Here is a 13,257-nt window from a genome sequence, read left to right as displayed (position 1 = left end):
TCAGCTCGCATCGAGTTCTTTGCACACATTGACCACCTGCTCGCGCAGCCAGACGTTGGCGCTGTCCTGATCGACGCTCTGGCACCACTGCATGTCGAGGGTGAAGCCGGGCAAGCCGTTCGGCGCCTCGCAGTGGTTGAACACCGCCTCGTTGGTCAGAAGACGCTGGATACGGCGGGGCAGGGTGAGGATGAAATCGGTACCGGTAATCATCTTCAACGCCGCGCTGTAGCTGTTCGAGCGCGCGACGATCTGGCGTTTCTGCGCCTGCCGCGCCAGCCAGCCATCGACCATGTTGGTAGATGAAGTCCAGGGTGTCGGGAAAACGTGGCGGCGCTCGGTGAAGGCTTGCAGGCTCAAGCGCGGTTCCAGCGGTGTAGCGCGTTTGTCGAACACGCAAACCAGGTCATCTTCCAGCAGCAGGCGTGATTTCAGATCGCTGTGCTGGCGATGGAAGTTGGGGCCGAAGCTGATCACCAGATCGAGGCTGCCGTCGCGCAGTTCTTCTGCCGGGACGTCGGTCTCGAACTTGTGCATGTTGACCATCACCGGCAAATCGTCGAAGTCGAAGCGCTTCAACAGCCGCGGCAGAATCAGTTGCTCGAAATATTCCGGCGCGCAGATGTTGAAGGTGACGGCTTGCTGGCTCGGGTCGAACGTCGGGGCGCCGGCGTGACACAGGTTGATGCTTTCGATGATCTTCTGCACATGGCCATACATGCTGCTGGCCTTGTAGGTCGGGCGCATGCCGGTGCGGGTGTTGATGAACAGTTCGTCTTCAAAACTGGTGCGCAGTTTTTTCAGGCAGTAACTGACGGTGGACTGGCTGACGAACAGGGTTTCCGACACATCGGTGACGCTGCTCTGCTCATACACGGCGACAAACACCATGAGGTCCTGCATGTCGAGCTTTCGAAGCAAGTTACTGTTCAGCATCCGTTCTGTCTCGCTGTGCTCCTTGCGCGGAATCCGCGCAAACGTGTGCGAACGATCCTAGCGGAACGATGGTGCCAGGAGAAAGCCCTGTAAGACATTTCACGGTCACAAGTGGGACAGAAACTTTTAGCAACACGACGTCATCGATCAAACTGGATAAAGCTGGCCAGAGGCCTTCAGTTCGTTGACGAAAAGTGTCGGCGGTAATGCCGCGGGTCGAAGCGCAACACCATCAGCAGCATCAGCGCCATGACTGCCGTCAGTGACCACCACGCCCATTCGAAGCTGCCCAGGCGGTCGCGGATCAACCCGGCCAGCATTGGCGAGAGCCCGGCGATCAGATACCCGATACCCTGCACAAACGCCGTCAGGCCACCGGCGCGCTGCGGGTCATCGAGATGATCGAGCGCGACGATCAGGCTCATCGGAAACAAGCCACCGATGCCCAGGCCCAGCAGGCACGGCCAGAGCAGGCTGAAATGCTGCGGACTGAGGATCAGGCCGCAAAACCCGGCAATGATCAGCGCCAGTAACGTCATCAGGATCGCGCGTCGATCGCGGCTGCGGTTGGCGATGGCCGGTACAACGAGGCCGGAAATCACTTCCATTGCCGTCAGAAAACCCAACAACAGCCCGGCGTTCTGTTCGCTCCAGCCTAGTTCCACGTAGTAGGGTGCGAGCCAGGCGAGCACACAGGTATAGGACGCCGTCCCTAGCCCGAAAAAAATCGCCAGCAACCAGGCGCGACCGTTACTGGCGAAAACGTCTTTCTGGGCGGCCAGCGTCAGAGTATTCGGCAAATGACGGCGTTGTGCCCACCAAGCCAGCAAGGCGAATAATGCCAGCAAGGCCCATATCGCCAGACCCGTGCGCCAGCTTGCGGTCTGCACCATAACCCAGGGCGCGAAGGTCGCCGCCAGTGCCGCGCCACCCATGATCGACGTGACATACAAGCCCATGCACAGTGCGACATTGTCGGGGAAACGCGATTTGATCAACGCCGGCATCAACGCCTGAATCAACGCCTGAATCAACGCAATGCCGAACCCCGCCAGCACGGCGCTGATAATCAATCCGGTTGCCGTATTGACAAACAGCCGCGCCAGCGTTGCCAGCGCGATGACCAGCAGCGACAACAACACCGTGCACTGTTGACCTACGCGCTGACTGATCGCCAGACCGAAAAACATCGCCAGCCCCATGGCCATCACTGGCAGCATGGTCAGCAGTGACGCGAGGCTGAAACTCAGCGGGATTTCACCGCGAATGGCCGACAGCAGGGGACCGACCGCCGCCATCGATGGCCGCAGATTGAGCGCGACGAGGATGATGGCGAGCATCAACCCCACAGCGGGGCGAGTGGGGGTGTGGACGTTTTGCATGGCGTGTCCTTGATAAGCGCAGGCTGATGATTAGGCGCGGTGCCGTGCATGCCAGGCAAACCAGAAAATCCGCAGCAGTATCTAATAACTCGATACCGCCTCAACGTTCTGTAGGAGTGAGCCTGCTCGCGATAGCGGTGTGTCATTCAGCATAAGTGTTGCCTGACACACCGCTATCGCGAGCAGGCTCACTCCTAAATGAGCTGAGCGTTTTTTCTGAATAAAACCTGAATCATTCTCAAATACATACTTGGTCCAGCGATATTATTAAAAGCCAACTAATCGTTGGCGTCTTTTTCACAAAAAATTGATGGTTGCCTGCCTAAAGTTTGTATGCACTTGGTTAATGAATTTTTCACAAATGAAAAAAGCGTTATTAACCAAGGCTCTTCTTTTCAGGAACAGCCCTTTCTATGTTCAAGTCAAAAGCCGTGCGCCCGGAATGGGTGACGTTGATTGCCAGTGCCTTTCTTCTGATCGGTTTCAACCTGGTGCTCTGGCAACACCTGTTCGCGATCACCGGCGGCGATGGCCGGGGCATCGCGATGCGTGTGGCTTTTGCCGTGATGATCCTGGCGGCATTCAATCTGGTGCTGACGGTATTTGCCTTCCGCCCGCTGCTTAAGCCCGTGCTGATCGCGCTGTTTTTAACCAGTGCCGGCGTGGCTTATTTCATGAATCAGTATGGCGTGATGATGGACGCCGGCATGTTTCGCAATTTCGCCGAAACCAATGTCACCGAAGTGCGTGATCTGCTGTCGTTGAAGTTGTTTGCTTTTATTCTATTGCTCGGTGTCTTGCCTTCATGGTTGCTGTGGAAAGTGCCGGTTAATTATCGTCGCTGGCATCGCGAAGTCTTCAGTAAAGTTGTGGTGAGTGTGGCCAGCGCTGCCGTTATTGGCGGGGTGGCATTGGCCAACTATCAAGGCTTGTCCTCGCTGTTTCGTAATCACCACGAAATTCGCTTGATGCTGGTACCGAGCAACTTTATCGGTGCTTCGGCAGGTTACTTGCGTGAACAAGTCGCTTCCGCACAGCAGCCGTTCATCAAAATCGGCGAAGACGCCCAGCGTAATCCGGACATCAAACTGCAACCGCGTAAGTCCCTGACGGTGTTGGTGGTCGGCGAAAGCGCCCGTGCGGAAAACTTCGGCATCCTTGGTTACCCCCGCGACACCACACCGCAACTGAATCACGAAGCCGGGCTGATCGCCTTCACCGATGTGCACTCCTGTGGCACGGAAACCGCCGTGTCGGTGCCGTGCATGTTCTCCAACATGGGCCGCAAGAACTACGACGCGAGCAAGGCGAAGAATGAAGAGGGCCTGCTCGATGTACTCAAGCGTGCCGGTATCGATGTGATCTGGCGCGATAACCAGTCTGGCTGTAAAGGCACTTGCGATCGCGTCACAGTGCAGGATGTCAGCAACCTGAAGGATCCGGCGCTGTGCGCCAACAGCGAATGCCGCGACGAAATTCTCCTGCAAGGCCTGCAAAGCTTTATCGATCACCTGGACAAGGACACCGTACTGGTATTGCATCAGATGGGCAGTCACGGCCCGGAATACTTCAAGCGTTATCCAAAGGAATACGAGCACTTCACCCCGGTCTGTGAAAGTAACGCGCTGAACAATTGCAGCCGCGAGAGTATCGTCAACGGTTACGACAACACGCTGGTCTACACCGACCATGTGCTGTCGAGCCTGATCGATGTATTGCGCAGCAATCAGGAAAAAGTCGATACCGCCATGTTGTATCTGTCCGATCACGGCGAGTCGCTGGGCGAGTACAACCTGTTCCTGCATGGCACGCCTTACATGCTGGCGCCGGAACAACAGAAACATGTGGCGATGCTGGCGTGGTTCTCCGACAGTTATCAGAAAGCCTACTCGGTCGATACCCACTGCCTGCAAATGAGCCGCGACAAACCGCTGAGCCAGGACAATCTGTTCCACTCGATGCTCGGCCTGCTGGAAGTCAAAAGCAGCGTATACCAGGCCGATCTGGACTTGTTTGCAGGTTGCCGCGGTGCGGTGATCGACGGCGTGCTGGCCAAGGACTGAAAGAACTCGGGCTCGTCGTTCTGACGCGACGGGCCCGTCTGTTTCCCCTGTCAGACTATTCTTTCCATATCGCAGGACATTTCGTTACAGCTGTTACCCTTCGCAGGCGCGTAAATCGCCAGTGGCGATATATACTGCGCGCCATTCTTCAAGGGAGAGCCGTGTGGCTATCGATATTCACTGGATTCGCGACAACGAAAGCCTCGCGCAGTTTTGCGCCGAGTGGCAGCAGCTGCCGTTCGTTGCCCTCGACACCGAATTCATGCGGGTCGACACCTTCTATCCGATTGCTGGCCTGCTGCAGGTTGGCGACGGCAAACGCGCCTACCTGATCGATCCGCTGACCATCAATGCCTGGCAACCGCTGGCGGCACTGCTGGAAAACCCGGCGGTACTGAAAGTGCTGCACGCCTGCAGCGAAGACCTCGAAGTGCTGTTGCGTCTGACCGGCAGCCTGCCGGCGCCGCTGTTCGACACCCAGTTGGCTGCCGCGTACCTGAACCTCGGTTTCTCGATGGGCTACTCGCGACTGGTGCAATCGGTGCTCGGCATCGAGCTGCCGAAAGGTGAAACCCGTTCCGACTGGTTGCAACGTCCGTTGTCCGAGACGCAGATCAGCTACGCCGCTGAAGACGCGGTGCATCTGGCCGAAGTGTTCGTCGAGTTGCAGCCCAGGCTGTCCGCCGACAAGTTTGCGTGGGTGCTGGAAGATGGCGCCGAACTGGTCGCCAACCTGCGTCGCGAAACCGATCCGTACGAGGTTTACCGCGAGGCCAAGCTGGCGTGGAAACTGTCCCGTGCGCAATTGGCCGTGCTGCGTGAACTGTGTGCCTGGCGTGAAGGCGAGGCACGTGCCCGCGATCTGCCGCGCAACCGCATCATCCGCGAGCATTCGCTGTGGCCGCTGGCCCGCACGCAACCGGACAATCTCGTCGCGCTGGGCAAGATCGAAGACATGCACCCGCGTACCGTGCGTCAGGACGGCCAGTTTCTGCTTGATCTGATCAAGCGCTCTGGCAGTGTGGGGCCTGATCAATGGCCGCCCGCCGTGCCGGAACCGCTGCCGATCGAAGCCGCTGCACTGATCAAGCGCCTGCGCGCACTGGGGCAGGCCGAGGCCGAGCGTCTGGACATCGCGCCGGAACTGATGCTGCGCAAGAAAACCCTCGAAGCGCTGGTCAAAAGCGGCTTCCCCGAGGGGCCTTACCAATTGCCCGAGTCGTTGCGTGGCTGGCGCCGCAAACTCATGGGCCAGAAGCTGCTCGACAGCCTGGCCACTGCCGGAGAACAGCCTTGAAACGTATCTGCTCCATCTACCAAAGCTCCAAGCGCAGCGGCATGTACCTTTATGTGCTCAAAAGCGATGCGCTGGAGCGCGTTCCCGAAGCGCTGATGCTGGCGTTCGGTAAAGCCAGACACTCCTTCGATCTGGTGCTGTCGCCTGAGCGCAAGCTGGCCAGCGAAGACATTACCGTGGTTCTGGAAAACCTCGACAAGCAGGGCTATCACCTGCAGATGCCGCCGGCCGAGGACGAGTACATCGAGCACTTGCCCGAAGAGTTGCTGCGCCGCAACGACCCGGTCTGATCGGCGAGGCTCTGTTCTGAGCCTCGACCCACCCTGGAACTGTTTTTACCGCGATGGCCGCCGGAATCCGGCGACCGTCTGCACGGCTTGCGAAAGGTTTGAAGATGCGCGTTCTGATTGCTGAACACGACCACGCGATATACGCCCGGCTGCTGCGTCAGGCAGCGCCGGAGCTGGAAGTACTGACCAGCGGCGACTCCGCCGAACTGGCGCGGCAGGCCGCCGATTGCCCGGTGTGGCTGGGCCAGCCGGACCTGCTGGCAACGCTGTTGCGCCAAGGGCATCAGCCACAATGGCTGCAATCGACCTGGGCCGGGATCACGCCGTTGCTCGCCGACGGCTTGCGCCGCGATTATCGCCTGACCCGTGCGGTGGGGATTTTCGGTCAGGTGATGGCTGAATACGTGCTGACCTACATTCTCGGCCATGAGCGCGAGGTGCTGGCGCGCTTGGTCAGCCAGGTCGAGCGCAAGTGGGACAACCGCAGTGGCCAGAGTCTGGTCGGACGCAAGGTGCTGATTGTCGGCAGTGGCGATATCGGCCAGAGCGTGGCGCAGTTTCTGTTGCCGTTCGGCATCGAGCTGTACGGCATCGCCAGCAGCGCTCGCGAGCAGGCGCCGTTTGTCGAAGTCGGTTCGATGGCCGATCTGCCGCGCCTGGTGGGGGAGGTCGATTACGTAGTCAATTTGCTGCCGAACACCGAGCACACCCACGATATCTATGACGCGGCACTGTTCAAGCAATTCAAACCGACCGGATTGTTCATCAACGCCGGGCGCGGTGTCGCGGTTGTCGATGCTGATTTGGTGGAGGCGCTGAAGGAAGGGCATCTGGCCGGGGCAGTGATCGACGTCTGTCGGCAGGAACCGTTGCCGCAGCGTCATCCGTTCTGGACCGCTTGGGGCTTGTTGTTGACCGGGCACAGTTCGGCGCCGACTTCACCGGCGTTGATGGTGCAACTGTTTGTCGACAACCTGAAGGCCTATCAGGCGGGTGAGGCGTTGCGCGGCGAAGTGGATTTCGACCGCGGTTATTGACTCGCCGCTTGCCTGAAGATGCCTAAAACCTGTGGGAGCCAGTCTGCTGGCGATTGCGCAGTGTCAGACAACAACAATGTTGACTGACAGGCTGCTATCGCCAGCAGGCTGGCTCCCACGGTGTTTTGTGGCTCAGTGGTACCAAGCTCAATTTACCGACAGTCGCCAGCGCTTGGCCGACGGCCCCGCTGGCACTAGACTGGCGGCCTTTTCACCACCTGATGTTGATGCTTGAGCCATGGCCGCGATAGTCGAACCGTTCTGGAAACGCAAAACCCTCGATCAGCTCGATCACGAGGAGTGGGAATCGCTGTGCGACGGCTGCGGTCTGTGCTGCCTGCAGAAACTCGAAGATGAAGAAGACAACAGCGTCTATTACACGCGCATCGCCTGCAAACTGCTGGATCTGAAAACCTGTCAGTGCAGCGATTATCCGAACCGCATCCAGTTCGTCCCCGACTGCATTCAGCTCACGCCGGGTCAGGCTGAGGAATTCAAATGGCTTCCGCCGACCTGTGGCTATCGCCTGGTCAGCGAGGGCAAGGACCTGCCTTTGTGGCATCACCTGGTATGTGGCGACCGCGAAGCGGTGCACCACGAGCGGATTTCCCAGTCCGGGCGCATGCTGGCCGAGGGCAGCGTGGCGGAGGATGACTGGGAAGATCACCTGATTTTTCGCGCGGGCTGACTAAAGAAAGGGCGGGCTTGATGTCGATCAGGCGCCGGTCAGTCCGCGATCGCCAGCAGGCTGGCTCCCACAAGTTTCATGTCGTACATCTGTCTCGAGTACAACCCACAGCTCCTGTGGGAGCTGGCCTGCCAGCGATGGGGCCAGCAGAACCGCTACAGGTTTTGGATCAAACCGCAGCTTTCGGCGACTTCAGCGAATCATTGCCGGTCACAGTGGCGGTTTCTGTCGCCACTTCGGCATTGGTTTTCAGCTTGTTCAGTTCTTCGCCGGCCCGCTCGATTTTCGCCCGTACGTTGTTCATGTCCTGACGGCCTTTTTCCAGCAAGCTCTTCGCTGAGCAATGCCCGGTAATCCCGCGGGCCATGGCCATGCCGCCGAGGGCCACCTGGATCAGGCCGAACACACCACCGCGACGCAGCCCTTTGCCGACCATCAGCACGCCGCCCGTCAACGAGCCAATGCGCTCCCAGCCGTGGACGTTCTGGTTGGAATGAGATTGAAACGGGGTCGATTCGACGCGTTTGAGCTCGGACATGATGATTCTCCAGGCAATCAATGATGGATAAACAAGCTGACTGCGACGGCGATCAGCTTGTTCCATCGAATGTGCGACGTTTCAGCGGAATTTTGGTCCGGAGCGGGTGTTCAGGCCCTTGGCCATGCGGTCGTAGAGCACGACGTTGACGGTGGCGGCAAGGTTCATGCAACCCGTGGTCGGGATGTACACGACGTCTTCACACCAGTCGCGGATCTCTTTGTCCAGCGAGCCGTCTTCCGGGCCAAAGATGTACAACGCGCGATCCGGGTGGGTGTACTCCGGCAGCGGGCGGGCGCCCTCGACCAGTTCTACGGCCACGGGAACGCAGTTGAGGGGGAGGATCTTTTTCAGGTCGTCGATGCCGATCAGCGGAATGTCATAGTGAACGCGTTTGGTATCGGTGACGAAGTCAGCGGCGCGTTCATAGCGCTTGCCGGTGTAGAACACCGACGCCACGCCATAGCAGCCGGCGGCGCGCATCACCGAACCGACGTTCTCGGGTGATTTGGGGTTATACAAACCAATGCAGCTGTACCGTTTGTCTGCCACGAGCGGGGTGCCTTCGGGAAAAAGAGCGCGATTATACGGGGATTGGACAGTTGTGGTCAGATCATGGATTGGCGGTGCCAAGCCGGCCGTCTTCGCGAGCAGGCCCGCTCCCACAGGTGAATGCATTTCAAGTGTGGGAGCGAGCCTGCTCGCGAAGAGGCCAGTTCAGGCACTGAAGATCTTCAGTCTTCTTTCTTCATTAGCCCGGCCAGCGCTGCAAACGGATTATGCGTGGCCTTGGCGATTTTCGGCGTGCTCAGCGAGCCTTCGCCGAAATACTGCTGATCGGTATAACGCGAGTGCTCGTTATCGTGGCAGTACAGGCACAGCAGCTCCCAGTTCGAGCCATCCTGAGGGTTGTTGTCGTGATTGTGGTCGCGGTGGTGAACGGTCAGTTCGCTCAGGCGCTTGCCGGAAAACTCACGGGCGCAGCGGCCGCAGACGTGCGGGTACATTTTCAAGGCTTTGTCGCGGTAGCCCATTTCCTTGTCGCGCTGGTTGTCGGCGAGGATGCGGTCCAGCTTCGACGTGTTGGTGGGGGTGGACGAACTCATGGGTTCACCTTTGTAGAAAGACAGATGACGGTTATGTGCAGAGTTTAGCTCAGCCCTTGAGTTTCTCGGCAATCCAGATCGTGTGGCGGGTGCCCTTGTTGCCGTGGGCGAAGACCTGGACTTCCTCGGCCTTGAAACCGGCCTTCTTCAATTTGTCGGAAAATTGCCGGTCAGCGCTGGCCGACCACACCGCGAGCACGCCCCTGGGACGTAAGGCCTTGGCGCAGGCATTCAGGCCGGCGGCCGAGTACAGCCAGCTGTTGGCCTTCTGGGTCAGGCCTTCGGGGCCGTTGTCGACGTCAAGCATGATCGCGTCGAAGCCGTTCGGTTCGCTCTGCAGCACATTCGCCACGTCTTCCTGACGGATCACCGTACGCGGATCTAGCAGCGGCCGGCCGGACTTTTCTCCCAGCGGACCACGGTTCCATTCGACCACGCCGGGCACGAGTTCGGCGACCACCACCTCGGCGCTTTTGCCCAGATGCTTGAGCGCCGAAGCCAGGGTGAAGCCCATGCCGAGGCCGCCGATCAGCACGCGCGAATCCGGTCGCCCGGCAACCTTGCGGCAGGGGATCTCGGCCAGCGCATCTTCCGAACCGTGCATCCGCGTGTTCATCAATTGCCCGCCGTCGCCGCCCTGGATCTTGATGACGAAATCTTCGCCATACTCGAACAGGCACAGGGCACCGCCGCTTTCAGGTATCGGGGTGGTGTCGAGCAGAACGAAACGTTTCATGGAAATCTCTACAGGGGGAAGGCAAGCAGGCGCGTTGAGAGTAGCCTGAGCACAGACTAGAGCCAAACGGAGCCCTTGATGAAGCGCACCATTCTAACGGTCATTGCCTTGGCCGCGCTCGTGATTACTGCGGTACAGGCGCAGCAGACGATTCCGGTCAGCCCGACGCCGCCACCCGGCTCGCCCGGCACCGCGACACCGACGCCGTATCCGCAGATCACGCCGATCACCATTCCCAAGTCCGGCGCCGGCAGTGGCAGCCCGCCGCTGGTGCCGATCGAAATGCCCAGCCCGCCGAGCAAGGATCAACCGGTGCCGGGCATCGAACCGAGCGGCACCAAGGCCAAATCCCCGGGCGGTTAAACCTGTTGCGCCGCCAGTTGGCCATCGGCCATGCGCAGACGTTTCGACAGTGAGACGGCGAGGGCGCGGATGATCTTCGCGGCGATTTTCGGCGCGTCGTTGAGCATTTTTTCCAGCGAATCCTTGCCCAGGTTCAGCAACTGGCAGTTGCTCGCGGCAATGCATGTGGCCGAGCGTCGTTCGCCGTCGAGCACGGCCATCTCGCCGAACGCCCGACCGCTGCGCAGCGTGGCCATGGTGATGACCTGGCCGTCGGCGCCGGTTTTCTGCACCGCGACCTGGCCGGTGTGAATGATGCACATGAAGCTGCCGGCATCGCCCTCGTGAAAAATCGCTTCGCCCTGGGCGACGGTGCTGATGCTGAAGTAGCCGGACGCGGCGGCAAAATCGGCCAGTTGCAATTGGTCGAACAGGCCGCAGTCCATCAGCCAGTCGCGGATTTCGTTGTTCAGTAAGGTCGGTTCTGACATGTCGTCGCGGTCTTTTTGTTTTCACATTTCTGAAGGCTTGCACCGGCCCCTGTGGGAGCGAGCCTGCTCGCGAAGGCGGTTGGTCTGTCACCACTGATGTGAATGACAGATCGCATTCGCGAGCAGGCTCGCTCCCACAAGGGATCTGGGACTTATCGGCCCGCGCGGTCTGGAATTAAGACCCAGCCGACCCACAGAGTTCCTCAGCCCAGGCCCAAAACCTTGAACACGAACGCATATTCGAGCGCTACGTCACGTAATCCCTGATAACGCCCGCTCATGCCGCCATGCCCGGCGCCCAGTTCGGTCTTGAGCAGCAGCGGATTATTGTCGGTTTTGGTTGTACGTAATTTAGCCACCCACTTGGCGGCTTCCCAATATTGCACGCGGCTGTCGTTGTAGCCGGCGATCACCAGCAGCGGCGGATAAGCCTGCGCGGTGACATTTTCGTACGGTGCGTAAGCCTTGATCCGCTCGTAGACGTCCGGGTCTTCCGGATTGCCCCATTCGTCGTATTCGGTGACGGTCAGTGGCAGTTCCGGGTCGAGCATGGTGTTGAGCACGTCGACGAACGGCACTTCGGCAATCGCCACGCCGAACAGGTCGGGGCGCTGGTTCAGCACCGCGCCGATCAGCAAGCCACCGGCGCTGCCGCCGCTGATTGCGAGTTTTTCCGCCGTAGTGATGCCATTGAGCATCAGAAACTCGGCGCAGGCAATGAAATCGCTGAAGGTGTTGTGCTTGTGTTCCTGCTTGCCGGCGCGATACCAGGCCTCGCCCAGTTCACCGCCGCCGCGCACATGGGCGATGGCGAAGGCCATGCCGCGGTCGAGCAGGCTCAGACGCGCGTGGGAGAACCAGGGATCGAGACTGGAACCGTAAGCGCCATAACCATAGAGATACAGCGGCACCGGTTTGCCGAGCATTTCGCGCTTCATCACCAGGCTGATCGGCACTTGCGTGCCGTCCGGCGCGGTCGCCCACAGACGCTGGCTGACGTAGGCATCGGCGTCGAACGGGCCAAGCACCGGCGTTTCCTTGAGCACCGTTTGTTCGCCCGTGGCGAGGATCAACTGGCGCACCTGCGCCGGGCGGTTCAACGCTTCGTAACGCAGGCGAATGCGGTCGCTGACGAATTCCAGGCTGTTTTGCACATAGAGACTGTAGGCCGCGTCCGGCAATTGCACGCGATACGGCGCCAAACCGTGCGGGTGCACTTCGATGATCGGCAAGCCGCCTTCGCGCAGGCTGAGGGTCATGGCTTGGGCGTTGAGGCTGACGCCGTCGAGCATCACTTCTTCGTTGTGCGGTATCAGGTTCTGCCAGTCCGCCTCGCTCGGCACCTCGCCAGTGTCCGGGGCTTGATACAGCGCGTAGTTGATGCCATCGCGGTTGCTGCGGATGAACCAGGTCCAGACGCCATCGAGCATGCCGTGATCGACATCGTATTCATGGTCTTCGACCCGCGGCGCCAGACAAGTGAACGGCAGATGCGGCTGGTTGGCATCCAAGGCCCAGACTTCGCTGGTGGTCTTGCTGCCCAGCGACAGCAGCAATTGCTGTTCGGAACTTGCACGGTAGCAGTGCAGAAAAAAACGCCCGTCCGGTTCATGAAACACTTCTTCGGCTGCGGTGCCGTCGAGGCGATAGCGCAACAGTTTGTGCGGGCGGTGCGTGTCGTCGAGCACGCCGAAAAACAGGGTCAGGCTGTCGTTGGCCCAGGTCATGCTGCCGTCGCAGTCGGCAAATTCCAGCTCGCTGACCCGGTCGCTGGACAGCTCTTTGACGAACAGCGTGTAAATCTCATCGCCCGAGGCATCGACGCTATAGGCCAGACGCTGATGGTCGGGGCTGATGCTGAACGCGCCCAGCGAAAAGAACCCACCGTTGGCCAGGGCGTTCGGGTCGAGCAACAGTTGTTCGCGGCTTTCATCGAGGGTCAGGCTGTCGTCGGCCGGGCGCGGGCAGCGATAGTGCCGGGCGTATTCATCGCCCGCGGTGGTACGTGTGTAATACAGGTACGGACCCCACGGCGACGGCAGCGACAGGTCGGTTTCGAGGATCCGGCCCTTGATCTCGTTGAACAGGGTTTCGCGCAGCTCGGCCTGATCGGCGGTTTGCGCTTCTTGATAAGCGTTTTCGGCCTTGAGGTAATCGAGCACCGCGTCGGTGTCGCGCTCCTGCAGCCAGGCATACGGGTCGGTGCCGGGAGCCCGGTGGGCAATCGGGGCAGTCATGACATTGGCGGATTCGGACATGGAAGGCTCTCGGACAATTCGGAATCAGGGTTTTCGCACGGCTTGAAAGCGCCGCAAAACCCTGTAGGAGTGAGCCTGCTCGCGATCGCGGTG

General features: G+C 59.7%; 14 protein-coding genes. 6 read left to right on the top strand and 8 right to left on the bottom strand.

The window, feature by feature from the left end; translation table 11 throughout:
- On the bottom strand, positions 1-936 hold the full coding sequence (locus tag V6F91_RS03000; RefSeq protein ID WP_332762229.1) for a LysR family transcriptional regulator: 936 nt from the start codon (positions 934-936) through the stop codon (positions 1-3).
- A 176-nt stretch (positions 937-1,112) separates the two neighbouring features.
- On the bottom strand, positions 1,113-2,318 hold the full coding sequence (locus V6F91_RS02995) for a cyanate transporter (RefSeq protein WP_332762227.1): 1,206 nt from the start codon (positions 2,316-2,318) through the stop codon (positions 1,113-1,115).
- Positions 2,319-2,731: 413 nt separating this feature from the next.
- On the opposite strand from V6F91_RS02995, the gene V6F91_RS02990 reads away from it, so the two are divergent.
- From V6F91_RS02990 to V6F91_RS02970, 5 genes are all read left to right on the top strand, one after another.
- Positions 2,732-4,381, top strand: coding sequence for a phosphoethanolamine--lipid A transferase (locus V6F91_RS02990; protein WP_332762224.1), 1,650 nt, complete (start codon positions 2,732-2,734; stop codon positions 4,379-4,381).
- 163 nt (positions 4,382-4,544) lie between these two features.
- A complete protein-coding gene (gene rnd / locus V6F91_RS02985) occupies positions 4,545-5,678 on the top strand; it encodes a ribonuclease D (RefSeq protein WP_332762222.1) in 1,134 nt (377 codons plus the stop codon).
- On the top strand, positions 5,675-5,968 hold the full coding sequence (locus tag V6F91_RS02980; RefSeq protein WP_208938342.1) for a YcgL domain-containing protein: 294 nt from the start codon (positions 5,675-5,677) through the stop codon (positions 5,966-5,968). Before rnd ends, V6F91_RS02980 begins: the two co-directional genes overlap by 4 nt.
- A 104-nt stretch (positions 5,969-6,072) precedes the next feature.
- Positions 6,073-7,005 carry a D-2-hydroxyacid dehydrogenase gene (locus tag V6F91_RS02975; protein ID WP_332762219.1) on the top strand — a complete coding sequence of 311 codons (933 nt, stop codon included), beginning with the start codon at positions 6,073-6,075 and terminating at the stop codon, positions 7,003-7,005.
- 238 nt (positions 7,006-7,243) lie between these two features.
- Positions 7,244-7,693: a YcgN family cysteine cluster protein gene (locus tag V6F91_RS02970; RefSeq protein ID WP_332762217.1), complete on the top strand. Its 450-nt coding sequence runs from the start codon at positions 7,244-7,246 to the stop codon at positions 7,691-7,693.
- 169 nt (positions 7,694-7,862) lie between these two features.
- Here the strand turns inward: V6F91_RS02970 and V6F91_RS02965 are convergent, their stop codons facing one another.
- From V6F91_RS02965 to V6F91_RS02950, 4 genes are all read right to left on the bottom strand, one after another.
- Entirely contained in the window at positions 7,863-8,231 is a 369-nt protein-coding gene (locus tag V6F91_RS02965; RefSeq protein ID WP_332762215.1) for a DUF2892 domain-containing protein, read from the bottom strand.
- A gap of 81 nt (positions 8,232-8,312) precedes the next feature.
- Positions 8,313-8,783, bottom strand: coding sequence for an RNA methyltransferase (locus V6F91_RS02960; protein WP_007911337.1), 471 nt, complete (start codon positions 8,781-8,783; stop codon positions 8,313-8,315).
- Positions 8,784-8,965: 182 nt separating this feature from the next.
- Positions 8,966-9,337, bottom strand: a complete 372-nt coding sequence (locus V6F91_RS02955; protein WP_007944009.1) for a YajD family HNH nuclease — start codon at positions 9,335-9,337, stop codon at positions 8,966-8,968.
- 49 nt (positions 9,338-9,386) lie between these two features.
- Positions 9,387-10,073 (bottom strand): hypothetical protein, encoded by a 687-nt coding sequence (locus tag V6F91_RS02950; protein ID WP_332762212.1) that lies wholly within the window; start codon positions 10,071-10,073, stop codon positions 9,387-9,389.
- A gap of 78 nt (positions 10,074-10,151) precedes the next feature.
- On the opposite strand from V6F91_RS02950, the gene V6F91_RS02945 reads away from it, so the two are divergent.
- Positions 10,152-10,436 (top strand): hypothetical protein, encoded by a 285-nt coding sequence (locus V6F91_RS02945; protein WP_332762210.1) that lies wholly within the window; start codon positions 10,152-10,154, stop codon positions 10,434-10,436.
- Here V6F91_RS02945 and V6F91_RS02940 read toward each other — a convergent pair.
- Positions 10,433-10,906, bottom strand: coding sequence for a cyclic nucleotide-binding domain-containing protein (locus V6F91_RS02940; RefSeq protein ID WP_090282232.1), 474 nt, complete (start codon positions 10,904-10,906; stop codon positions 10,433-10,435). The two genes, V6F91_RS02945 and V6F91_RS02940, sit on opposite strands and share 4 nt — an antisense overlap.
- 203 nt (positions 10,907-11,109) lie before the next feature.
- Complete coding sequence (locus tag V6F91_RS02935; RefSeq protein ID WP_332762207.1) at positions 11,110-13,164, bottom strand: S9 family peptidase; 2,055 nt, start codon at positions 13,162-13,164, stop codon at positions 11,110-11,112.
- Between the last annotated feature and the right edge of the window lie 93 nt (positions 13,165-13,257).

It is taken from the genome of Pseudomonas koreensis (genome assembly GCF_036668835.1).
Taxonomy (GTDB): domain Bacteria; phylum Pseudomonadota; class Gammaproteobacteria; order Pseudomonadales; family Pseudomonadaceae; genus Aquipseudomonas; species Aquipseudomonas koreensis_I.
The sequence above is the reverse complement of the archived record's forward strand: the minus strand, read 5'-3'. Positions and strand labels throughout refer to the sequence as shown.